Source organism: Streptomyces geranii (genome assembly GCF_002954775.1).
GTDB lineage: Bacteria > Actinomycetota > Actinomycetes > Streptomycetales > Streptomycetaceae > Streptomyces > Streptomyces geranii.
Genome location: NZ_KZ672952.1, coordinates 608,953 through 630,343, shown reverse-complemented (window position 1 = coordinate 630,343; position 21,391 = coordinate 608,953). Strand labels below are relative to the sequence as shown.

The 21,391-nt window shown below is 70.2% G+C and carries 21 protein-coding genes; 18 read left to right on the top strand and 3 right to left on the bottom strand.

Annotated features, from left to right (window positions below):
- Positions 1 to 28: 28 nt before the first annotated feature.
- The 13 genes from CW359_RS02600 (at position 29) to CW359_RS02540 (ending at position 12,408) form a co-directional block, all read left to right on the top strand.
- Positions 29 to 1,465: an aldehyde dehydrogenase family protein gene (locus CW359_RS02600; protein WP_105968016.1), complete on the top strand. Its 1,437-nt coding sequence runs from the start codon at positions 29 to 31 to the stop codon at positions 1,463 to 1,465.
- On the top strand, positions 1,462 to 2,670 hold the full coding sequence (locus CW359_RS02595) for a CaiB/BaiF CoA transferase family protein (RefSeq protein ID WP_105968015.1): 1,209 nt from the start codon (positions 1,462 to 1,464) through the stop codon (positions 2,668 to 2,670). The genes CW359_RS02600 and CW359_RS02595 overlap by 4 nt, the downstream gene beginning before the upstream one ends.
- A 54-nt stretch (positions 2,671 to 2,724) precedes the next feature.
- On the top strand, positions 2,725 to 4,095 hold the full coding sequence (locus CW359_RS02590; protein WP_105968014.1) for an ABC transporter substrate-binding protein: 1,371 nt from the start codon (positions 2,725 to 2,727) through the stop codon (positions 4,093 to 4,095).
- Between the two features lie 40 nt (positions 4,096 to 4,135).
- A complete protein-coding gene (locus CW359_RS02585; protein WP_105968013.1) occupies positions 4,136 to 4,327 on the top strand; it encodes a ferredoxin in 192 nt (63 codons plus the stop codon).
- Positions 4,328 to 4,383: 56 nt separating this feature from the next.
- Positions 4,384 to 5,751: a cytochrome P450 gene (locus tag CW359_RS02580; protein WP_105968012.1), complete on the top strand. Its 1,368-nt coding sequence runs from the start codon at positions 4,384 to 4,386 to the stop codon at positions 5,749 to 5,751.
- On the top strand, positions 5,748 to 7,424 hold the full coding sequence (locus tag CW359_RS02575; RefSeq protein WP_105968011.1) for a thiolase C-terminal domain-containing protein: 1,677 nt from the start codon (positions 5,748 to 5,750) through the stop codon (positions 7,422 to 7,424). The genes CW359_RS02580 and CW359_RS02575 overlap by 4 nt, the downstream gene beginning before the upstream one ends.
- Positions 7,421 to 8,329 carry an alpha/beta fold hydrolase gene (locus CW359_RS02570; protein ID WP_105968010.1) on the top strand — a complete coding sequence of 303 codons (909 nt, stop codon included), beginning with the start codon at positions 7,421 to 7,423 and terminating at the stop codon, positions 8,327 to 8,329. The genes CW359_RS02575 and CW359_RS02570 overlap by 4 nt, the downstream gene beginning before the upstream one ends.
- A complete protein-coding gene (locus CW359_RS02565) occupies positions 8,326 to 8,886 on the top strand; it encodes a DoxX family protein (RefSeq protein ID WP_105968009.1) in 561 nt (186 codons plus the stop codon). Before CW359_RS02570 ends, CW359_RS02565 begins: the two co-directional genes overlap by 4 nt.
- Entirely contained in the window at positions 8,886 to 9,740 is an 855-nt protein-coding gene (locus CW359_RS02560; RefSeq protein WP_105968008.1) for an NAD(P)-dependent oxidoreductase, read from the top strand. Before CW359_RS02565 ends, CW359_RS02560 begins: the two co-directional genes overlap by 1 nt.
- Positions 9,741 to 9,825: 85 nt before the next feature.
- Complete coding sequence (locus CW359_RS02555; RefSeq protein ID WP_105968216.1) at positions 9,826 to 11,121, top strand: cytochrome P450; 1,296 nt, start codon at positions 9,826 to 9,828, stop codon at positions 11,119 to 11,121.
- The gene (locus CW359_RS02550) at positions 11,118 to 11,306 is read left to right on the top strand and encodes a ferredoxin (protein ID WP_105968007.1); all 189 of its coding nucleotides are present in this window, start codon (positions 11,118 to 11,120) and stop codon (positions 11,304 to 11,306) included. Before CW359_RS02555 ends, CW359_RS02550 begins: the two co-directional genes overlap by 4 nt.
- Positions 11,307 to 11,344: 38 nt before the next feature.
- Entirely contained in the window at positions 11,345 to 11,656 is a 312-nt protein-coding gene (locus tag CW359_RS02545) for a DUF1330 domain-containing protein (RefSeq protein ID WP_105968006.1), read from the top strand.
- 185 nt (positions 11,657 to 11,841) lie between these two features.
- A complete protein-coding gene (locus CW359_RS02540) occupies positions 11,842 to 12,408 on the top strand; it encodes a TetR/AcrR family transcriptional regulator (protein ID WP_105968005.1) in 567 nt (188 codons plus the stop codon).
- Here CW359_RS02540 and CW359_RS02535 read toward each other — a convergent pair.
- The 3 genes from CW359_RS02535 to CW359_RS02525 all read right to left on the bottom strand — a co-directional run bounded on the left by CW359_RS02535 (position 12,362) and on the right by CW359_RS02525 (position 15,027).
- On the bottom strand, positions 12,362 to 13,228 hold the full coding sequence (locus CW359_RS02535) for an alpha/beta hydrolase fold domain-containing protein (RefSeq protein WP_232838180.1): 867 nt from the start codon (positions 13,226 to 13,228) through the stop codon (positions 12,362 to 12,364). The two genes, CW359_RS02540 and CW359_RS02535, sit on opposite strands and share 47 nt — an antisense overlap.
- Entirely contained in the window at positions 13,221 to 13,943 is a 723-nt protein-coding gene (locus tag CW359_RS02530) for an enoyl-CoA hydratase/isomerase family protein (protein WP_105968004.1), read from the bottom strand. Before CW359_RS02530 ends, CW359_RS02535 begins: the two co-directional genes overlap by 8 nt.
- 91 nt (positions 13,944 to 14,034) lie before the next feature.
- Positions 14,035 to 15,027 (bottom strand): ferredoxin--NADP reductase, encoded by a 993-nt coding sequence (locus CW359_RS02525; RefSeq protein ID WP_105968003.1) that lies wholly within the window; start codon positions 15,025 to 15,027, stop codon positions 14,035 to 14,037.
- 65 nt (positions 15,028 to 15,092) lie between these two features.
- Between CW359_RS02525 and CW359_RS02520 the strand changes: the two genes are divergently transcribed.
- From CW359_RS02520 to CW359_RS02500, 5 genes are read left to right on the top strand one after another with little or no spacing between them, the layout of a single operon-like run.
- Positions 15,093 to 16,646 (top strand): AMP-binding protein, encoded by a 1,554-nt coding sequence (locus CW359_RS02520; protein WP_105968002.1) that lies wholly within the window; start codon positions 15,093 to 15,095, stop codon positions 16,644 to 16,646.
- 36 nt (positions 16,647 to 16,682) lie between these two features.
- Positions 16,683 to 17,861, top strand: coding sequence for an amidohydrolase family protein (locus CW359_RS02515; RefSeq protein WP_105968001.1), 1,179 nt, complete (start codon positions 16,683 to 16,685; stop codon positions 17,859 to 17,861).
- On the top strand, positions 17,858 to 19,285 hold the full coding sequence (locus CW359_RS02510; protein WP_105968000.1) for a FadD3 family acyl-CoA ligase: 1,428 nt from the start codon (positions 17,858 to 17,860) through the stop codon (positions 19,283 to 19,285). Before CW359_RS02515 ends, CW359_RS02510 begins: the two co-directional genes overlap by 4 nt.
- The gene (locus tag CW359_RS02505) at positions 19,282 to 20,859 is read left to right on the top strand and encodes a methylmalonyl-CoA mutase family protein (RefSeq protein ID WP_105967999.1); all 1,578 of its coding nucleotides are present in this window, start codon (positions 19,282 to 19,284) and stop codon (positions 20,857 to 20,859) included. Before CW359_RS02510 ends, CW359_RS02505 begins: the two co-directional genes overlap by 4 nt.
- Positions 20,859 to 21,269, top strand: coding sequence for a cobalamin B12-binding domain-containing protein (locus CW359_RS02500; protein ID WP_105967998.1), 411 nt, complete (start codon positions 20,859 to 20,861; stop codon positions 21,267 to 21,269). Before CW359_RS02505 ends, CW359_RS02500 begins: the two co-directional genes overlap by 1 nt.
- Positions 21,270 to 21,391: the final 122 nt, after the last annotated feature.

Genomic DNA, 21,391 nt, shown 5'->3' with positions numbered 1-21,391 from the left:
AACTCGGCTACGTACAGGGGGTCTTGCGGTGAAACGGCTGCTCATCGACGGACAACTCGTCGAGACCGAGCGCACCTTCCCCTCGCTCAACCCCGCCACCGGTGAGGTCCTCGACCAGGCCCCCGACGCCACGGTCGCCCAGACGGAGGCCGCCGTCGCCGCCGCCCGCCGGGCCTTCGACACCACGAGCTGGGCGACCGACGTCCAGTTCCGCATCCGCTGTCTCGACCAGCTCCACCAGGCACTCACCGACCACCTCGAAGAGCTGCGCGAGCTGACGATCGCCGAGGTCGGCGCACCCCGCATGCTCACCTACGGGCCTCAACTCGACGACCCGGTCAAGCTGGTGCGCTTCTACGCCGACCTGCTGCGCAAGTACCCCCTGACCGAGGAACTCGGCGAGGTCGAGATCCGGGGCCAGCGGCACCGGCGCTGGGTGGAGAAGGAGGCCGTCGGGGTCGTCGCCGCGATCACCGCGTACAACTACCCGAACCAGCTGGCCCTCGCCAAGCTCGCCCCCTCGCTCGCCGCGGGCTGCACGGTCGTCCTCAAGGGCGCCCCTGACACCCCGCTGACCACCCTGTTCCTCGGTGAACTGATCGCCGAGCACACGGACATCCCGGCCGGTGTGGTCAACGTGCTGACCTCCACCTCCGTCGAGGCCGCCGAGGTGCTCACCACCCACGCCGACGTCGACATGGTCTCCTTCACCGGGTCCACCGCGACCGGCCGGCGGATCATGGAGGTCGCGAGCCGGACCGTGAAGAAGGTGTTCCTGGAACTCGGCGGCAAGTCCGCGATGATCGTCCTCGACGACGCCGACTTCACCACCGCCGCCATGTTCGCGGCCGGCACCATCTGCTCCCACTCCGGCCAGGGTTGCGCGCTCACCACCCGGCTCCTCGTGCCCCGGGCCCACCACGACGAGATCGTCGAGAAGGTCGCCGCCGGACTCGCCCGGATGCGCATGGGCGACCCGGCCGACCCCAAGACCTTCGCCGGGCCGCTCATCAGCGCCAAACAGCGCGACAAGGTCGACGGGATGGTCCAGCGGGCCGTCGCGGCGGGCGCGACGCTCGTCACCGGCGGCGCCAAGGTCGACCCCGGGTTCTACTTCACGCCCACCCTGCTCACCGACGTCGACCCGGACGGCGAGATCGCCCAGGACGAGGTCTTCGGCCCGGTGCTCGTGGTCATCCCGTACGACGACGATGACGACGCCGTCCGTATCGCCAACAACTCGGTGTACGGGCTGTCCGGTGGCATCCAGAGCGCGGACGACGAGCGGGCCATCGCCCTCGCGCGCCGCATCCGTACCGGCACCTTCAGCATCAACGGCGGCAACTACTTCGCCGCCGACGTGCCGTTCGGCGGCTACAAGCAGTCCGGGATCGGGCGCGAGAGCGGTGTTCCCGGGCTTGAGGAGTTCCTGGAGTACAAGTCCTTCGCGGCGGTCGTCCGGTGAGGCCCCTGGAGGGCATCCGCGTCCTCGAAGTCGCCATGTACGGCTTCGTCCCCTCGGCCGGTGCCGTGCTCGCCGACTGGGGCGCGGACGTCGTCAAGGTCGAGCACGCCGTCAACGGCGATCCGCAGCGCGGCCTGCGGCGGACCGGCACGTTCGTCGTCGAGGGTGATCCGAACCCGAATGTCGAGCACGCCAACCGGGGCAAGCGCAGCCTGGGCCTCGACATCTCGGGGTCGGAGGGCCGCGAGGTGCTGTACGACCTGGTCAGGCGTTCGGACGTGTTCCTCACCAGCTTCCTGCCCGGACACCGCGAGCGGTTCGCCATCGACGTGGACGACATCCGGGCCGTCAACCCGGACATCGTGTACGCCCGGGGGAGTGCCCTCGGTCCGCGCGGACCCGAGGCGGTGAAGGGCGGCTACGACATGACCGCCTTCTGGTGCCGGGCCGGTACCGCCGCCAGCATCACCCCGGCCGGTACCGAGGGCATGATCAACCCGCCCGCGCCCGCCTACGGCGACACCATCTCCGGGACCAACCTCGCGGGCGGCATCGCGGCGGCGCTCCTACGACGCGAACGCACCGGCGAGGCCTCGGTCGTCGATGTCTCCCTGCTCGGCAGCGGCGTCTGGGCCATGGGACACGCCACCGCTCTCTCCCTCCACCTCGGCAGGCCCTGGATCGCCCCGCCCGCGGGTGCCCACGGCTCCCCGGCCAACCCCCTGTCCGGGCTGTACGCCACCTCAGACGGCCACTACCTGGCCTTCGTGATGCTGCAGCCAGGCAAGTTCTGGGCCGACGTGTGCGACCACATCGAGCGCCCCGACCTCGCCGACGATCCGCGCTTCGCCACCGCCGAACTCATCGCCGCCAACACCGAGTCGGCCGTCAAGATCCTGCGCGAGGTGCTCGGCAAGCGCACCCTCGCCGACTGGACGAAGCGCTTCGCCACCCTCGCCGGACCCTGGGCCCCCGTACAGGACACCCTCCAGGTCGGCGAGGACGCACAAGTGCGGGCCAACGAGTACCTCGTGCAGGCCGGCGAACTCCAACTCGCCGCCAGCCCCGTGCAGTTCGACGTCACCGCCCCCGTACCGCTCGGGCCCGCGCCCGAGTTCGCCGCCCAGACCGAGGAGATCCTCCTCGAACTGGGCCTGGACTGGCCCCGCATCCTCGAACTGAAAGAGGCGGGCACGGTCACCTGATCACCCCAGCCGGGTGATTCCCGTAGTTCCAGAACCACTTCACCGGGAGGACCGATGAGACGACTGCTCATCGCGACCGCGCTCGTCCTGGCCCTGGCCGGGTGTTCAGACCGCTCCACCACCACCTCCAGTGCCGGCGAGCCGTCCACATCCGCGTCCGGGGCCGCCGCCAACGCGGACTTCGGCACACTCAAGAACGTCTGCCACTCCGGCAGCCCCAAGTCCGTGACCGAACAGGGCGTCACCGACAGCGAGATCAAGGTCGGCGTCTTCAGCGACATCGGCTTCACCAAGAACCCCGAATTCGTCAACGCCGCCAAGGTGTTCACCTCCTGGTGCAATGCGGCGGGCGGCATCAACGGCCGCAAGCTCGTCCCCGTCACCCGCGACTCCAAGCTCATGGAGGTCCAGCAGCGGATGATCGAGGCCTGCCGCGACGACTTCGCCCTCGTCGGAGGCGGCGCCGCCTTCGACGGCACCGGCGTCAAGGAACGGCTCAGCTGTCTGCTGCCCGACTTCCCCGCCCAGTCCAGCACCGTCACCGCCCTCGGCGCGGACCTCCAGGTGCTCGCCCAGGGCGCCGGGGTCGGCTACGCCCCCTACACCGGCTACTACACCTGGCTGATCAAGGAGGCCCACCCGGACTCCGCCGACAGCGTCGGCATCATCTCCGGCGACGTCCCGCTCACCAAGGTCCTCGCCGACCAGGCCAAGGAACTGATCCCGGCGATCGGCGGCAAGGTGGCCTACACCGACGTCTACCCGGCGGCCGGGGTCTCCGACTGGACGCCGTACGCGCAGACCATCAAGAGCAAGAAGATCAAGGGCCTCATCTTCAACGGCTCGTTCAGCCAGCTCGCCAAGCTCGAACAGGCACTCACAAACACCGGCTACCAGCTCGACTGGATCGACACCAACAACAACGCCTACGGCCCCGCCTTCCTCCAGCTGACCGGCACCGCGATCGCCAAACAGAACAACTACGCCGACCTCAGCGGAGTCGCCCCGCTGGAACAGGCCTCCAGCAACCCGGCGACCAAGCAGGTCGAGGACCTCTTCGCCAAGTACGCGCCCGACGCCGAGGTCACGCTGCCCGCGCTGCGCTCCTTCGACGCCTGGCTGCTGTTCGCCACCGCGGCCGGACAGTGCGACGAACTGACCCGCAAGTGCGTGTACGAGAACGCGACGAAGCAGACGGAGTGGACTGCGGGCGGACTCCAGGCCCCCATGGACCTGACGAAGGTCACCAACCCGCCCACGTGCTTCAACGTGGTGAAGGCCACCGACAAGGGCTGGACCGTCGCCGACTTCAAGCCGGACCAGGGCTCCTACCGCTGCGACATCCCGGCGTACAAGTACACGAAGTCCTACGGCAAGCCGATGACGCTCGCCGACGTCGGCAAGTCCATGGCGGACCTCAAGTAGCGGTAGTGAGTACCGAGTTGCGGCAGGAAGGAAGCAGGTCGTGAAGGTACGAGTCGACCCGGAGCGCTGCCAGGGGCACACGCTCTGCGCCATGCGGGCGCCGAAGGTGTTCGAGCTGAGCGAGATCGACGGTCACTCGTCGGTGATCGAGGAGGAGGTTCCGGACGACCAGCAGGACCAGGTCGTCGAGGCGGTCAGGTCGTGCCCGGAACGCGCGATCTTCGTTTCCTGACGCGATCCTCAGTTTCTGAGGGGATCTTCGTTTTCTGAGGGGAGAACGACACCACGATGACCACGGACGATGACGTCGACGGCCGCAAGAAGCACACCGTCCACTTCGACCGGCACAGTCCCGAGTACCGGGACCAGTTCACCGACATCACCCACGAGTTGCAGTCCAAATGCCCCATCGCGTGGAGCGAGACGCACGGCGGCCACTGGGTCGCCAGCGGCAACCGCGAGGTCTTCGAACTGGCCCGGGCCGCCGAGTTCATCTCCAACGACCACGACGTGGAGGGCGAGCGGCGCGGCTACCAGGGCATCAGCATCCCGCCGCCGTCCAAGGACCGGGGGCAGGCCCGGGGCGGGTTCCTGGAGATGGACCCGCCGGAACAGCGCCACTACCGCCAGGCCCTCAACCCGTACCTGTCCCCGGCGGCCATCAGCCGCTGGATCCCGGTCATCGACGAGGTGGTGCGGGCCGCCATCGACGAGAAGATCGAGGACGGCCGGATCGACTTCGTCGACGACCTCGCCAACATCGTCCCGGCCGTCCTCACCCTCGCGATGATGGGCATCCCGCTCAAGGACTGGACCGTCTACAACGAGCCGGCCCACGCCTCCGTATACACGCCACCCAACTCGCCAGACATGAAACGCGTCGCCGAGATGGCCAGGAACATGGGCATGGGCCTGGCCATGGCCATCGCCGACATCCGCGCCAACCCCAGGCCCGGACTGGTCGACGCCCTCATCCACGCCGACATCAACGGCAGCACCCCGCCGGACGGTGAACTCCTCGGCGTACTCGCCCTGTTGATCGGCGGCGGCTTCGACACCACGACCGCGCTCACCGCGCACGCACTGGAGTGGCTCGGTGAGAATCCCGCTGAGCGGGACCGCCTCAGCCGCGAACGCGACACCCTGCTGGACTCTGCCACGGAGGAGTTCCTGCGCTTCTACACGCCCGCCCCGGGCGACGGACGGACCTTCTCCGCCGACTGCGAGATCGCCGGAACACAGTTCAAGGAGGGAGAACGGCTCTGGCTGTCCTGGGCGATGGCCAACCGCGACCCCTCCGTCTTCCCCGACCCCGACACCATCCACCTGGAACGCCCGGCCAACCGGCACAGCAGTTTCGGCCTCGGCATCCACCGCTGCATCGGATCCAACGTCGCCCGCACGGTGTTCAAGCGCATGGTCACCGCCGTGTTCGACCGAATGCCGGACTACCGGTGCGACCCGGAGGGCACTGTGCACTACGAGACCATCGGCGTCATCCAGGGCATGCGCCATCTCCCGGCGACGTTCACCCCGGGCCCCCGGCTCGGCGCGGGGCTCGACGAGACGCTGGAGAAGCTGCAGCGGGTCTGTGACGAGCAGCGCATCGCCGAACCGGTCACGGTCCGCAAGACGAAGGCGCAGATCACCACATGACCGACGAGACACCCGGCACGCCGGGGCGGGCCGCGCCGGAGATCACGGAGGAGAACGCCTTCTTCTGGACCTCCGGCGCGGACGGCCGGCTGCGTCTGACGGAGTGCGGGTCCTGCGCGGCCCTCATCCATCCGCCGCAGCCGGTGTGCCGCTACTGCCACGGGCACGACACCGGCGTGCGGGCTGTCTCCGGCTACGCGACGTTGATCGGCTTCACCGTCAACCACCGTTTCCCCGCACCCGGGTTGCCGACCCCGTTCGTCGTCGCCCAGGTCGCCATCGAGGAGGACCCCCGGGTCCGCCTCACCACCAACGCCGTCCAATGCGCCCCGGACGAACTGACGTTGGGCATGCGCATGGAGGTGGTCTTCGAGCGGGCCGGGGACGCGTGGCTGCCCCTGTTCCGCCCGGCCGCCGACCAGACGGAGCCGGCCCCCTTCCCCGCGGACGCCATCGAACCGGCCCGATTCCGGTCCCACGTACGCCCGATGGTGACCCCGGAGAAGTTCGAGGACAAGGTCGCGATCACCGGCGTCGGCGCCTCGGAGGTCGGGCGCCGACTCCTTGTCCCGCCTCTGTCGTTGACGGTGAAGGCCTGCGAACGGGCCATCGCCGACGCCGGGTTGACCATCGCCGACATCGACGGTCTGGCCGCCTACCCGGGCGCCGGAGCCTACGGCGGCTTCGCCGAGGGCGGAGTCACCGCGCTGGAGGCCGCGTTGGGCGTCCAGCCGACCTGGTACAACGGCGGCAGCGAGACCTTCGGCCCCGGCGGCTCGCTCATCGCGGCGATGCTCGCGGTCGCGGGCGGCCTCGCCCGGCATGTGCTGTGCTTCCGTACGGTCTGGGAGTCGTCGTACGGCGAACTCGTCAAGCGCGGCCGGATCGCCGCGCCTGCTGCCGGCGCACCGGCGGCGGGCTGGATGAAGCCCTTCGGGGCGTACTCGGCCGCGCACACCCTCGCCATGAACGCTCAGCGCCACTTCGACCGTTACGGCACCACCCGCGAGACCCTCGGCTGGATCGCCCTCAACCAGCGGGCCAACGCCGCGCTCAACCCCACCGCGATCTACCGCGATCCGATGACCATGGACGACTACCTCCAGGCCCGGATGGTCACCACCCCCTTCGGCCTGTACGACTGCGACGTGCCTTGCGACGGATCGGTCGCCGTGATCGTGTCCGCCGTGGACGCGGCCCGCGACCTCGCCAAACCGCCCGTCCTCGTCGAGGCCGTCGGCACCCAGCTCCTCGAACGCATCGAGTGGGACCAGAGCACCCTCACCCACGAACCCCAGGTCCTCGGCCAGTCCGCCCACCTGTGGACCCGCACCTCCCTGCGGCCGTCGGACGTCGACATCGCCCAGCTCTACGACGGCTTCACCTTCAACTGCCTTTCCTGGATAGAGGCGTTGGGCTTCTGCGGGATCGGCGAGGCCAAGGACTTCCTGGACGGCGGCAAGAACATCGCCCGCGACGGACTCCTGCCACTGAACACCCACGGCGGCCAGCTCTCGCACGGCCGCACCCACGGCCTGGGCCTCGTCCACGAGGCCATCACCCAACTGCGCGGCGAGGCCGAAGCACGCCAGGTCCCGGACGCCCGGGTCGCCGTGGTCAGCACCGGGGGGCTCGCCCCGAGCGGTGCGATCCTCTTCCGGGCGGACACATGACCGGTGCCTCACGCGTCGTCGTAGACGTGGACGGCATCGCCGTATCGGCACTGCTGCGCGAGGCACGGCAGCCGCGCGCGGTCGTCCTCGCCCTGCACGGCGGGGCCGCGTTCTCCGGGTACTTCGACTACCCGGACCGGCCCCGGCTGTCCCTGCTCCGCGTCGGCGAGTCCCTCGGCTTCACCGTCATCGCCATCGACCGTCCCGGATACGGGAGTTCGGCCCCGCACGCCGACGAGTTCACCTCAGCCGAACGGCGCGTCGACGTCGCCTACGGAGCCGTGGAGCGGCTGTTGGCCTCGCGACCGCGCGGGGCCGGTGTCTTCGTGCTGGCCCACTCCATCGGCTCCGAACTCGGGGTCCGCATGGCGGCAGACGAACGGCGCGGCCCCGGCCTGCTCGGCCTGGAGATCGCCGGCACCGGACGCCGTCACCACGCCGACGCGGCCGGCATCCTCGGCGACTGGCGCCACCGGCCACCGAACGCCGGGGTGCGCGACCTGCTGTGGCAGCCGTCCCGCCTGTACGCGGACGACGTGGTCGGCGGCGCCCGCATCGCGTCGCGTTCACCCGCGTACGAGGGTGCCGTCGCCCGGACTTGGATCGACACGTTTCCCCAGCTCGCCCCACGGATACGCGTCCCCGTCCACTACACGCTCGGCGAGCACGAGCGGGTGTGGAGCGGCGGACCCTCGGCGCTCGCCGACATCGCCTCCCTGTTCACCGCGTCGCCCCGGGTGGCCGTCGACGAACAGACGGGCGGTGGACACAACTTGAGCATTGGGTTGACCTCTTTGGCCTATCACCTCAAGGTGCTGTCGTTCGTGGAGGAGTGCGTGCTCGCACGCGAGGAACAGGCTTCGGCGGCGCAGGTCGCCGAACGGCAGCAGGGGAGAGCAAGTTGACGAACGCGGAAGTGGTCGCGTTGCTGGTCGTACGGGTGGTTCTGGGCGTCATCATGATCGCGCACGGGCTCAACCACTGGCGGGGCGGCGGAAAGATCGAGGGCACGGCCCGCTGGTTCGGCGGACTCGGGCTGCGGCACGGGAAGCTGCAGGCGTGGATGAGCGTCGTCACCGAGATCGGCGCGGGCGCGCTGCTGGTCCTCGGCCTGTTCACCCCGCTGGCCTGCGCGGCCGTCGTCTCGGTGATGCTGGTCGCGGGGCTCCTCGCCCACCGGACCAACGGGTTCTTCGTGTTCAAGGACGGCTATGAGTACGTCCTGACGCTCGCCGTGATCTCGGTCGCGCTGGGGGTCTTCGGACCCGGCAAGGTCTCCCTGGACCACGCGGCGGACATCGAGATCACCGGCTGGGCGGGCGGCGGCATCGCGCTCGGCGTGGCCGTGGCGGCGACGGCGGGGATGCTCGCGACCTTCTGGCGTCCCGAGCGGCCCACGGCGAAGGCACCGGAAGCATCGGAAGCACCGGCGACCGAACCGGCCGCGCAGGAGGCCGGCTGATGCGCGTCGGCTTCATCGGGCTCGGCGTCCAGGGCGGGCCCATGGCACGGCGCGTCGTCGACGCGGGCTTCACCACGACCCTGTGGGCGAGACGGCCCGCCACGCTCACCCCCTTCGCCGGTACGCCCGCCCAACGGGCCTCATCCGCAGCCGAGTTGGCGACCGCCAGCGACCTCGTGTGCGTGTGCGTCGGCGACGACGCGGACGTCGAGGAGGTGATCGCCGGTGACGAGGGCGTCCTCACCGGGCTCCGCCAGGGCGGGGTGATCGCCGTGCACAGCACCGTCCACCCCGACACCTGCCGTCGCCTCGCCGACCGGGCCCGTCTGCGCGGGGTCACCCTGGTCGACGCGCCGGTCAGCGGAGGCGGCGGTGCGGCGGCCGAGGGGCGGCTGCTGGTCATGGTCGGCGGCGAGTCCGGGACCGTCGCCTTCTGCCGACGGGTCTTCGAGACGTTCGGCGACCCGGTCGTCCACATGGGCCCGCTGGGCTCGGGGCAGGTCGCCAAGCTGCTCAACAACGCCCTGTTCACGGCGAATCTGGCCACCTCCGCCGACGTACTCGCCCTCGGGCGCACTCTCGACATCGACCCGGCCGGCCTCGCCGACGTCCTCGCGCACGGCAGCGGGGCCAGTTTCGCGCTCGGCCGGGTCGCGGCGGCCGGGGGCACCCTCGACCGGATCGCCGCCCATGGCGGACCGCTGCTGCGCAAGGACGCGCGACTGCTGGCCGACCTCGCCGAGGGCGCCGGGACACCGGCGGGCGCGACCGTGATGCGGACCGCCGACGACGCCCTCGCCCTCATGGCGCGGGCCGAACGGCCACTGATCTCCGTAAGGCGGCTCACAGGGTAGTTCCCGGTGGCGGAAATGAGCTTCTCATAATTGAAGAGCATTGCTATCGTCGGTCGTCAGGGTGACGAAGGGAGCCGTACAGGCCGTGAACGACTTCGACGCGATCGACTTCTTCCGCGACGAGGGGCCCGTCGCGGACCCCTACCCGTACTTCGAGGCCCTGCGCGGCCGATGCCCCGTACAGCGCGAGAGCCATCACGACGTGATGATGGTGACCGGGTACGACGAGGCGGTGCAGGTCTTCAGCGACTCCGAGACCTTCTCGTCGTGCGTGTCGGTGACCGGGCCCTTCCCGGGGTTCCCGGTCCCGCTGGAGGGCGACGACGTCAGCGAACTGATCGAGCGCCACCGGGACGAACTCCCCATGAGCGACCAGCTGCCGACGCTCGACCCGCCCCTGCACACGGCCCACCGCGGGCTGCTGATGCGGCTCATCACGCCGAGGCGGCTCAAGGAGAACGAGGCGTCCATGTGGCACCTCGCCGACGCCCAGCTCGACGAGTATCTGGCCGCGGGCGAGGGCGACTTCATCGGCGGCTTCGCCGGGCCCTTCACTCTGCGGGTCATCACCGACCTGCTCGGCATCCCGGATTCCGACCGGGAGGAGTTCGTCGAGCGGCTCCAGCACCAGCCGCGGTCCGGCGCCGGTGTCGGCAGCACCAAGGGCGAGATGGCACACAGCCCGCTGGAGTACCTGTACGGGCGGTTCGCGGAGTACGTCGAGGACCGACGCAGGGAACCCCGCGACGACGTGATCACCGGCCTCGCCATCGCCACCTTCCCCGACGGCTCGACCCCCGAGGTCGCCGACGTCGCCCGCGTCGCCACCAACCTCTTCGCCGCCGGTCAGGAGACCACCGTCCGACTGCTCAGCAACGCGCTCAAGGTGATCGCCGAACAGCCCGAGATCCAGGCCCTGTTGCGTGCCGAGCGGGACCGCGTCCCCAACTTCGTCGAGGAGGCACTGCGGATGGAGAGCCCCATCAAGGGCGACTTCCGGCTCTCCCGCACACCCACCACCGTCGGCGGCGTCGACATCCCCGCCGGCACCACGCTCATGGTCCTGAACGGCGCCGCGAACCGCGACCCCCGCCACTTCGAGGACCCGCAGACCTTCGACGCCACGCGCGCCAACGCCCGCCACCACCTCGCCTTCGGCCGAGGCGTCCACACCTGCCCCGGCGCACCCCTGGCCCGCGCCGAGGCCCGGGTGGCCATCGAGCGCATCCTCGACCGCACGTCCGACATCAGGATCTCGGACCGTGTGCACGGCCCCGCCGACGCCCGCCGGTACCGGTACCTGCCGACGTACATCCTGCGCGGACTGACCCACCTCGGCCTGGAGTTCACGCCCGCACCCGCAGAGGAGCCCGCCCGATGAAGGCCGCCGTGGACGAGGACCGCTGCCGAGGGCACGGCGTGTGCTGGACCCTGTGCCCGGAGGTCTTCGACCTCACCGACGACGGGTACGCCGAGGTACTGGTGCCCGAGATCCCCGCCGAGCACGAGAACGCGGTGCGCACGGCGGTGGGCAGTTGCCCCGAGCGGGCCATCGTGCTGAGCTGAGGCCCGTCGGCACAGTGGTCCCAGATGAGGAGAGATCCATGCCCAAGGGCTATGTCATCGTCACCGAGAGCATCAAGGATCCGGCGGGCCTGGAGGTCTACGCCCGTGCCGCCGGGGCCTCGCTGGTCGCGAGCGGCGGGTCGGTCCTGGCCGTCGACGACACGCCGCAGCAGTTGGAGGGCGAGTGGCACGGTGACCGGACCGTCGTCCTGGAGTTCGAGTCGGTGGAGGCGGCCCGCGCCTGGTACGAGTCCGCCGAGTACGGCGAGGCCAAGCCCCTGCGGCACGCGGCGGCCGACTCCAACATGGTGATCGTCGCGGGCTTCGAGCCGCCTGCCGCCAACGGCTGACCCCGGCCCCGAACCGAATCAACGCCCGCCTCTCCGGCGGGCGTTGGTGTTTCGGCGGCAGGCGTCGGTGTTTCGGCGCACCGGGCCGGAAACCGCTGCCGACCGGGCAGTGGCCGGAAAGGCCGCCGGTGTGGTGAGGTGACCGTACCGGCACATCGGTGTACCGGCGGCGGAGAGGGTGACGCGTGGAGACGACGACCCGGCGCGAGGAGATCCTGGACGCTGCCCTGGAGGTGTTCGCCGCGCGCGGCTACCGAAGAGCCTCCATCGACGCCGTCGCCGAGCGGGCCGGGCTGACCCGGCAGGGCGTCCTGCACTACTTCCCCAGCAAGAAACGCCTGCTGCAAGCGCTTCTCCAGCGCCGCGAGGACCTCGCCCGCGAACACCTGGCCGACCATGTCTACAAGGACCTGCCGAGCCTGGTCGCCGCCGTCGTCACATACGACCACCAGAACGCCGGGCTCGTCCAGATCCACAGCGCGCTGGTCGCGGAGGGACTCATCGGGGACGATTCGGCCCACGCGTTCTGCCACGACCGCTACCGCACGATCCGCGACAACACCGTCGCCCATCTGACCAAGCTCTACGGCGACCGGCTGCCCAGCGGCCTCACGCCCCGCGCCGCCGCGAGCGCCCTGGTGGCGATGCTCGACGGGATGCAGCTCCAGTGGCTGATGGACGACGAGCAGTCCGACTATCCCGAGATCATGCGGGACGTGATGACCCTTCTGATCGGGTCCACGCCCGAATGAAACCGGCCATCGCCGTCACCGTCTCGGGCCGCAGCCGCTCGGCGTCCTCCCGCACCCGCAGATCCACGGTGACCCCGGAACGGGCCGCGCGGGCGGCGAACGCGAGCGAGTCGTCCAGCAGCGGATCGGTGCCCGCGACCAGCAGCTGCACCGGCGGCAGCCCGTGGAGGTTGGCGTGCAGGGGGCTGAGCAGCGGGTTGGTCGGCTCGGTACCGGCGGCGTAGAGGGCGGCGCGCAGCCGGAGTTCGTCGAGGTCGAAGGAGGGCTCGGCCGCCGCGTTGAACAGCAGGCTCGGCGCGTCCAGGGTCAGATCGAGCAACGCAGAGCCGAGCACCGCGCACTGCGGCGCCGCCGCCCCCATGTCCCGCAGTCGCACCAGCAGCGAGGCCGCGAGTCCGGCCCCGAGCCGCTCCCCGGCCAGCGCGACCGGCCCCCGGGCCCGGCAGGAGGCGTACACCGCGTGTACGTCGTCCAGGGCACCCGGGAACGAGCTGCGGTAGCGCGGGCAGACGACCACGGCACCGGTGCGCAGCGCGAGCCGCTCGGCGAGGTCTAGCGCCGACTCCGGGGTGCCGGAGAGATGCCGGTCGCCGTGGAGGTAGAGGATCACGAGATCGGTGGGGTCCGGAGGACGGACGATCGGCCCGATCGGGCTCGACTCGACGTGCACGGGGCCGAGTTCGTCCGCCGCGCCACCAGGCTCGGTGCGTACGTCGGTCAGGTCGGCCTGCGCGGACCTGGGTGGGCGGTCGGCGTCTGCCTCCGCGACAGCTCCGGCGGCGCCGTACCCACCTGTGGTCTCAACTCGTATGTCATCCACGGGACATCACCCTTTCCGCTGCCTGCCAGTGCTCGTCCGACACCCACAGCCGGGCGAAGGCGTGCGCCGCCTCGTCCGCCGTCAGGGCTCCCGACACGACCCGCTTGATCTCCTGTGCCGGGCGGGTGGCGAGTCTGCGGGCCAGCGTGCGCCAGCCCTCTTCGAAGGCGGGCCGGGGGAACACCCGGTCCACCAGGCCGAGTTGTGCCGCCTCCGGCGCGTCGAGGATCTGCGCGGTGCCGGCGAGCAGCAGTGCCCGGCCCCTGCCGACCAGTGCGGCGAGCCGTTCGGCGCCGCCCCACGCGGGCATGATCGCCAGAGCGGTCTGGTTGAAGCCGATCCTGATGTCGTCGGCCGCGACACGGATGTCGGCTGCCACCGCGACCTCGGCGCCGCCGCCGAAGGCGTGGCCGTTGAGGGCGGCGATCACGGGACCGGGGAATGCGGCGATGCGGTCGCAGACGCCGCGCATCCGCAGGGCCATCGCCAGCGCCTCGTCCTCGGTGCGGATCGCGGCGAGTTCCTTGAGGTCGCCGCCCGACACGAAGGCCTTCTCACCGGCGCCCGTGATGACCAGCGCGCGGGCGTCCGCCGCCGCGTCGAGGGCCTTGTCCAGCTCGTCCATGGTGGCGGGCGCGATGGCGTTGCGGGCGTGCGGGCGGTTGATGGTGATGACCGCCAGGCCGTCGTCCAGTTCGAGTTCCAGATCAACCATGTGTGCCTCTTCGGTCGGTGGGGCGCGGGCGCGGGCTTCGGTCCTCGCAGTCGGCTCTCGGCTCTCGGCTCACGTGTCTTGTGTCTCGCACTCAGCTCTCGTACTCGACCGTGACGTGCGGGGTCACCGGTTCGCTCTGGCAGGTCAGGACCCAGCCCTCGGCGACCTCGTCGTCGTCCAGGGCGTTGTTGACGCGCATCTTGGCCTCGCCCTCGGTGAGCCGGGCGATGCAGGTGCCGCAGTTGCCCATCTCGCAGGAGAAGGGCGGCATCAGGCCGGCCCGGCGGGCGCTCTCCAACAGCGACTCCCGGGGATGCTGGTCGACCGTGCGCCGCTTCCCGGCGAGGACGACGGTGACCGTACCGGCGCCGGTCTCGGCCACCGCCTCGGCAGCGACCGTCGGCTCCGGCACCGTGAAGCGTTCGGCGACGAGCTGCCCGGCCCCGACCCCCTGCCCGAGCAGCGTGTCCTCCGCCAGCGTCATGAACGGCGCCGGTCCGCAGAGATAGAAGTCCGCGTCGAGGTCGCCGGCCACGAACTCCCGTATCTCCGGCGCTGTCACGAGGCCCTGCCGGTCGTCCAGGTGGTGCCGGATCTCGAACCGGCCCGCGTGCCGTTCGGCCAGCTCGGACAGCGTGTCGCCGAAGATGACCGACCCCGCGTCCCGGTTCGCGGCGAGGACTCGAACCCGGCGCCCGGTCGTGGCCAGCGCGGTCTTCACGAGGGAGAGGATCGGTGTGACCCCGCTGCCGCCGCAGAGGGCGAGCAGCGGCGCCGTCCCCTCGCGCAGGCAGAAGACACCCGCCGGGGACGTCGTCTCGATGAGATCGCCGGGGGAGAGGTGATCGTGCATCCAGTTCGACACCAGTCCTCCCGGCACCCGCTTCACCGTGGTCATCAACTCGCTGTCGGTGTCCGGCGAACTCGACATCGAGTAGCTGCGCAGAGCGCCGCACGCTCGGACCGTCAAGAACTGCCCGGCGCGATAGGGGAAGGGCGCGTCGAGGACGTATGTACGCGTGTCGGCTGTCTCCTGGACGATCCGCTTGATCCGGACCGGGTGGAAACCGTGGTCTCGTACCATGTATGGAATTTACCTTCTCCCTCTGCGAGAGTGCAATTCTCGTCACAAGGGAGGGAGTTCCCGCGATGCGAACGATCCCCACGCGCACGGTCCCCGCCGAACTCGCCGAGCACTACGAGGCGGAGGGCTGGTGGACCCGCGACACGCTCGGCGACCTGCTGGCACGCGGGCTGACGGCCGCCCCCGGCACGGAGTTCCGCGTCCACTCGGCGGTACGGCCCTGGACGGGAACCTTCGCCGACGTCGAGCGCGTCGCACGCCGCCTCGCGGCCGGGCTCAGGGCGCGCGGAGTGGGCCCCGGTGACGTGGTCGCCTTCCAGCTGCCCAACTGGATGGAGGCGGCGGCGGTCTTCTGGGCGTCGGCGTTCCTCGGTGCGGTGGTCGTGCCGGTCGTCCACTTCTACGGGCGCAAGGAGGTCGGCTACATCCTGGACGCCGTCCGCCCGCGCGTCTTCGTCACCGCCGCCCGCTTCGGCCATCTCGAACACCGGCCGGAGCTGAGCGCGGAGGTGCCTGTGGTCGGCGTCGTGGGACGGGACTTCGACGACCTGCTCGCCGACGAACCCCTCCCCGGCATCCTCCCGACCGACCCCGCGGGCCCGGCACTTGTCGCGTTCACCTCCGGAACGACCCGTGATCCCAAGGGAGTTGTGCACAGCCACCAGACCCTCGGCTTCGAGACCCGCCAACTCGCCGGGCTCTACCCGCCGGACCGGGGCCGCCAGCTCACCTCGGCGCCCGTCGGCCACTTCATCGGCATGATCAACGCCTTCCTCATCCCCGTCCTGGACGGCAGCCCGGTCAACCTCGCCGACGTCTGGGACCCGGGAGCGGCCCTGAGTCTGATGAAGAGCGACGGGCTGACGGTCGGCGGCGGCGCCGCGTACTACATGACGAGCCTCCTCGACCACCCCGACTTCACGCCCGGCCACCTGACCGGCATGAAATACGCGGGACTCGGCGGCTCGGCGGTCCCGGCCGCCGTCACCAACCGGCTGGCGGCGCTCGGGATCACCGTCTTCCGCTCGTACGGCAGCACCGAGCACCCCTCGATCACCGGCTCCCGGCACACCGCGCCCGAGGCCAAGCGCCTCTACACCGACGGCGATTCGCTCCCCGGCGTCGAGGTCAGGCTCGACGACGACGGTGAGATCCTCAGCCGGGGACCGGACCTCTGCCTCGGCTACACCGACCCCGCGCTGACCGACCGCGCCTTCGACGCCGACGGCTGGTACCGCACCGGCGACATCGGGGTCGTCGACGGCGACGGCTATCTCACGATCACCGACCGCAAGGCCGACATCATCATTCGGGGCGGCGAGAACATCGGCGCGCTGGAGGTCGAGGAGGTGCTCCTCGCCCTGCCGGCCGTCGCCGAGGCCGCGGTGGTGGCCGTACCCGACGAGCGGCTCGGCGAACACGCGGCGGCCGTCCTACGTTTGAAGCCCGGACATCCCGCGCCCACGCTCGACGAGATGCGCGCCCACCTCGACCGGGAGGGCCTCGCCCGCCAGAAGTGGCCGGAGGAACTGCACGTGCTGGACGAGTTCCCGCGTACCGCCAGCGGCAAGGTCCAGAAGTTCGTTCTCCGCAAGGACATTGCGGGCCGTGCGAAGTGAGAATAGGATTCTCGTAATCTGCGAAGGAGGATCTCCATGCCGTCGCGCGAGCTGCCGTATCCGCTTTTCGACGCGGACAACCACCTGTACGAGACCGAAGAGGCGCTGACCAGGCACCTCCCCAAGCAATACGAAGGCGCGATCCAGTACGTGCAGGTGAACGGCCGTACGAAGATCGCGATCCGGGGGCAGATCAGCGAGTACATCCCCAACCCCACCTTCGAGGTGGTCGCCCGCCCCGGGGCGATGGAGGACTACTTCAAGTACGGCAACCCTGAGGGGAAGAGCCGCCGCGAGATCTTCGGCGATCCCATGCGTTCCATCCCCGCCTTCCGTGAACCGGGGCCCCGGCTGGAGCTGTTGGACGAACTGGGTGTGCAGCGCACGCTGATGTTCCCGACGCTCGCCAGCCTCATCGAGGAGCGGATGCGGGACGATCCCGAACTGATCCACGCGGTGATCCACTCGCTCAACGAGTGGCTGTACGAGACCTGGGGCTTCAACTACAAGGACCGCATCCTCACCACCCCGGTCATCACCCTGCCCATCGTCGACAAGGCGATAGCGGAGCTGAACTGGGCGGTCGAGCGCGGCGCCCGCGCGATCCTCGTACGCCCCGCCCCGGTCCCCGGCTACGGCGGCTCACGCTCCTTCGCCGCGCCCGAGTTCGACCCGTTCTGGAAGCGCGCCGTCGAGACCGGCGTCCTGATCGCGATGCACTCCTCGGACAGCGGCTACGCCCGCTACACCAGCGACTGGGAGGGCGGGACGAACGAGATGCTCCCGTTCAAGCCCAACGCCTTCCGTACGGTGTCCGAGTGGCGGCCGATCCAGGACGCGGTGGCCGCCTGGGTGTGCCACGGCGCCCTGTTCCGGGTGCCGGGGCTGAAGATCGCGCTCATCGAGAACGGCTCCTCCTGGGTGGCGCCGCTGCTCGACCAACTCCGGGACGTCTACAAGAAGATGCCGAACGAGTTCCTCGGCGACCCGGTGCAGGCCGTCAAGGACAGCATCCACGTCAGCCCGTTCTACGAGGACGACCTCAGCGACCTCATCGACCTGATGGGCGTGGACCGGGTCCTGTTCGGCTCGGACTACCCGCACCCCGAGGGCCTGGCCCAGCCGCAGAGTTACGTCGACGCCATCCAGCACCTGAGCGTGCCGGACCAGGCCAAGATCATGGGCGGCAACCTCTCCAGGCTGATCCCGGAATGAACTGGGAGACCATCCCGAGGATGGTGCTGAGCGCGGCCGACCGCTTCGGTGACGCCGAAGCGGTCGTCGACGGCGAACTCAGACTCACCTTCACCGAGTTGGTCGACCGGGTGCGCACGGCCGCCGGCGCCTTCGCCGCGGCCGGGATCGGGAAGGGCGACCGGGTCGCGATCTGGGCGCCCAACTCCGCCGAGTGGATCGTCGCCGCCTTCGGGCTGCTCACCGCAGGCGGGGTGCTCGTCCCGGTCAACACCCGGTTCAAGGCGGCCGAGGCCCACGACATCGTCCACCGCAGCGGGGCCAAGCTGGTCCTGGTGGAGGCGGGTTTCCTCGGCCTCGACTTCGAGGCGCCGCCGGGCGTGCCCGTGATCGACCTCAAGTCCGGCTTCCTGGCGAGCGGTTCGCCGTTCGAGCGGACGGTGAGCGGCGACGACGTCAGCGACATCACGTTCACCTCGGGGACCACCGGGCGGCCCAAGGGCGTCCTGATGACACACGCCCAGACGCTCCGTCTGTACGGCGAGTGGTGCGACCTGGCGACCCTGCGCGAGGGCGACCGCTATCTGATCGTCAACCCGTTCTTCCACATCTTCGGCTACAAGGCGGGCTGCATCGCCTCCCTGATCAGGGGCGCGACCATCCTCCCGGTGCCGGTCTTCGACGTGGACCGCGTACTGGAGCTGGTGGCACGGGAGAAGGTGACAGTGCTCCCCGGCCCGCCCACGCTCTACCACTCCCTCCTCGCGGCGGGCGACCGGCACGACCTGTCCTCGCTGCGGGTGGCGGTGACCGGCGCCGCCGACATCCCGGTCGAACTGATCCGCCGGATCGTCAGCGACCTGCCCTTCCGGCACATCATGACCGGGTACGGCCTGACCGAGGCGGGCACGGCCACCTCCTCCCGCCCCGGCGACTCCTTCGAGGACATCGCGACGACGGTCGGCACCCCCTGCGAGGGCGTCGAGGTGAGCATCGCGGCCGACGGCGAGGTCCTGATCCGCGGCTACAGCGTCATGCGCGGCTACCTCGACGACCCCGCCGCCACCGCCGAGACGATCGACGCGGACGGCTGGCTGCACACCGGCGACCTCGGCACCCTCGACGACCGGGGGCACCTGCGGATCGTCGGCCGCAAGAAGGACATGTTCATCGTGGGCGGCTTCAACGCCTACCCGGCCGAGATCGAGGGCTTCCTCCTCGAACACCCGGCCGTCGCCCAGGCCGCCGTGATCGGCGTCCCGGACGAGCGGCTCGGGCAGGTCGGCAAGGCATTCGTCGTACGCAGCGCACCCGTCTCGGCGGCCGACCTGATCGCCTGGAGCCGTGAGCGCATGGCCGGGTTCAAGGCGCCCCGGTCCGTGGAGTTCCTCGAAGAGCTGCCGCTGAACGCCACCGGCAAGGTGATGAAGGACCAACTGCGATGACCCAAGCGCACGAAACAGCCTCAGGCCTCCCGCTCCAGGCGGTCTACGGCCCCGCCGACCGGGCCGCCGAACCACCCGATCCGGGCAACTACCCCTTCACACGCGGCAATTACGCGACCGGCTACCGGGGACGGCTGTGGACCCTGCGCCAGTACTCCGGCTTCGGCACGGCCGAGGAGTCCAACCGCCGCTACCGCTATCTGCTCGAACAGGGCGGTACGGGCCTGTCGGTGGCGTTGGACCTGCCCACCCAGTGCGGTTACGACTCCGACGACCCGGAAGTGACCGAGGAGGTCGGCCGGGTCGGCGTCGCCCTCGACACCCTCGCGGACGCGGAGATCCTCTTCGAGGACATCCCGCTTGACAAGATCAGCACCAGCTTCACCATCAACGGCACGGCGGCGATCCTCCTCGCCTTCTACGTCGCCGCCGCCGAACGGAAGGGCGTGCCACGCGCGAAACTCACCGGCACGATCCAGAACGACATCCTCAAGGAGTACGCGTCCAGGGGCACTTGGATCTGGCCGGCCCAGCCGTCCCTCCGCCTGATCGCGGACACCATCGAGTTCTGCGCCGCCGAGGTGCCGCGCTTCAACGCGATCTCGGTCGCCGGTTCGCACTTCCGGGACGCGGGCGCCAACGCCGTACAGGAGATGGCGTTCACGCTCGCCGACGGGGTGACGTATGTCGACACGGTGCTGGAGCGCGGCCGGATGACGATCGATCAGTTCGCCCCGCAGATCTCCTTCTTCTTCTACACGCACGGCGATTTCTTCGAGGAGATCGCCAAGTACCGCGCGGGGCGGCGGCGTTGGGCGACGATCGTCCGGGAGCGGTACGGCGCGACGACCGACAAGGCGTCCATGTTCCGCTTCGGCTGTGTGGCCGGAGGGGCTTCCCTGTACGCGCCCCAGGCCCAGAACAACACCGTCCGGGTGGCGTACGAGGCGCTGGCCTCCGTACTCGGCGGCGTCCAGTCGATGTTCACGGCTGCCTGGGACGAGCCGTTCGCGCTGCCCAGCGAGGAGTCGGCGACGCTGGCCCTGCGCACTCAGCAGATCCTCGCCCACGAGACGGGCGTGACCCGGGTCGCGGACCCGCTCGGCGGCTCGTACTTCGTCGAGGCGCTCACCGATGCCACCGAGGCACGGATCGTCGAGATCATGGACGACCTGGAGCGGTACGGCGGCATGGTCCGCGCCATCGAGGACGGCTATCTGCAAGGGCTCATCGCCGACGAGGCCTACCAGTTGCACCTGGACGTCGAGGCGGGCACGCGGCCGGTCGTCGGCGTCAACCGCTTCGTCTCCGACGAGCCGCCGCCGGACCTCGCGACGTACGAACTGGACGCGGAGGGACGTGATCGTCAGCTGAAGCGCCTCGCCGATGTGAAGGCCAACCGGGACGCCGCCCTCGTACGGGAGCGGCTGGCCCGGCTCGCGCGCGCGGCGGACGGGACGGAGAACCTGATGCCCCTACTGATCGACTGCGCCAACGCCTACTGCACGGTGGGGGAGATGGTCGCCGAACTCAAGGCGGTCTGGGGCGAGTTCCAGCAACCGGTGGTTTTCTGATGGGCAGGGCGGCTCGCATCCTCGTCGCCAAACCCGGGCTGGACGGGCACGATCGCGGTGCCAAGATCGTCGCGCGGACGCTGCGCGACGCCGGGTTCGAGGTGGTGTTCACGGGCATCCGGCAGCGCGTCGACGCCATCGTGGCGACCGCCGTCCAGGAGGACGTGGCCGTGGTCGGGCTCAGCATCCTCTCCGGTGCGCATCTCGCCCTGACGGCGCGGGTGATCGAGGCGCTGCGGGCGGCCGGGGCCGACGACATCGCCGTAGTCGTGGGCGGCACGATCCCGCCGGCGGACGTACCCCGGATGCGGGCGGCGGGCGCGGCGGCGGTGTTTCCGACCGGGACGCCGCTCGATGTGCTCGTGGCGGAGATGCGGGCGCTGACGGGGGCCGGGGGCACCGGTTCCTAGGGCACGCGCGGCGGACGGCGCTGGTGTGGGCGACGTCGTAGCACCTGAGTAGGGGGTTTTTCCGTAGCACCTGGGAGCTACCTGTAGCTGGACACCTGTCGATACCTGTCGATACCAGTCGT

What these genes read in the sequence shown, in the direction of transcription:
- CW359_RS02590 (WP_105968014.1), top strand. Translation starts at nt 2,725, where the DNA reads ATGAGACGACTGCTCATCGCGACCGCGCTCGTCCTGGCCCTGGCCGGG.
- CW359_RS02580 (WP_105968012.1), top strand. Translation starts at nt 4,384, where the DNA reads ATGACCACGGACGATGACGTCGACGGCCGCAAGAAGCACACCGTCCAC.
- CW359_RS02575 (WP_105968011.1), top strand. Translation starts at nt 5,748, where the DNA reads ATGACCGACGAGACACCCGGCACGCCGGGGCGGGCCGCGCCGGAGATC.
- CW359_RS02570 (WP_105968010.1), top strand. Translation starts at nt 7,421, where the DNA reads ATGACCGGTGCCTCACGCGTCGTCGTAGACGTGGACGGCATCGCCGTA.
- CW359_RS02560 (WP_105968008.1), top strand. Translation starts at nt 8,886, where the DNA reads ATGCGCGTCGGCTTCATCGGGCTCGGCGTCCAGGGCGGGCCCATGGCA.
- CW359_RS02550 (WP_105968007.1), top strand. Translation starts at nt 11,118, where the DNA reads ATGAAGGCCGCCGTGGACGAGGACCGCTGCCGAGGGCACGGCGTGTGC.
- CW359_RS02545 (WP_105968006.1), top strand. Translation starts at nt 11,345, where the DNA reads ATGCCCAAGGGCTATGTCATCGTCACCGAGAGCATCAAGGATCCGGCG.
- CW359_RS02530 (WP_105968004.1), bottom strand. Translation starts at nt 13,943, where the DNA reads ATGGTTGATCTGGAACTCGAACTGGACGACGGCCTGGCGGTCATCACC.
- CW359_RS02525 (WP_105968003.1), bottom strand. Translation starts at nt 15,027, where the DNA reads ATGGTACGAGACCACGGTTTCCACCCGGTCCGGATCAAGCGGATCGTC.
- CW359_RS02520 (WP_105968002.1), top strand. Translation starts at nt 15,093, where the DNA reads ATGCGAACGATCCCCACGCGCACGGTCCCCGCCGAACTCGCCGAGCAC.
- CW359_RS02515 (WP_105968001.1), top strand. Translation starts at nt 16,683, where the DNA reads ATGCCGTCGCGCGAGCTGCCGTATCCGCTTTTCGACGCGGACAACCAC.
- CW359_RS02510 (WP_105968000.1), top strand. Translation starts at nt 17,858, where the DNA reads ATGAACTGGGAGACCATCCCGAGGATGGTGCTGAGCGCGGCCGACCGC.
- CW359_RS02505 (WP_105967999.1), top strand. Translation starts at nt 19,282, where the DNA reads ATGACCCAAGCGCACGAAACAGCCTCAGGCCTCCCGCTCCAGGCGGTC.
- CW359_RS02500 (WP_105967998.1), top strand. Translation starts at nt 20,859, where the DNA reads ATGGGCAGGGCGGCTCGCATCCTCGTCGCCAAACCCGGGCTGGACGGG.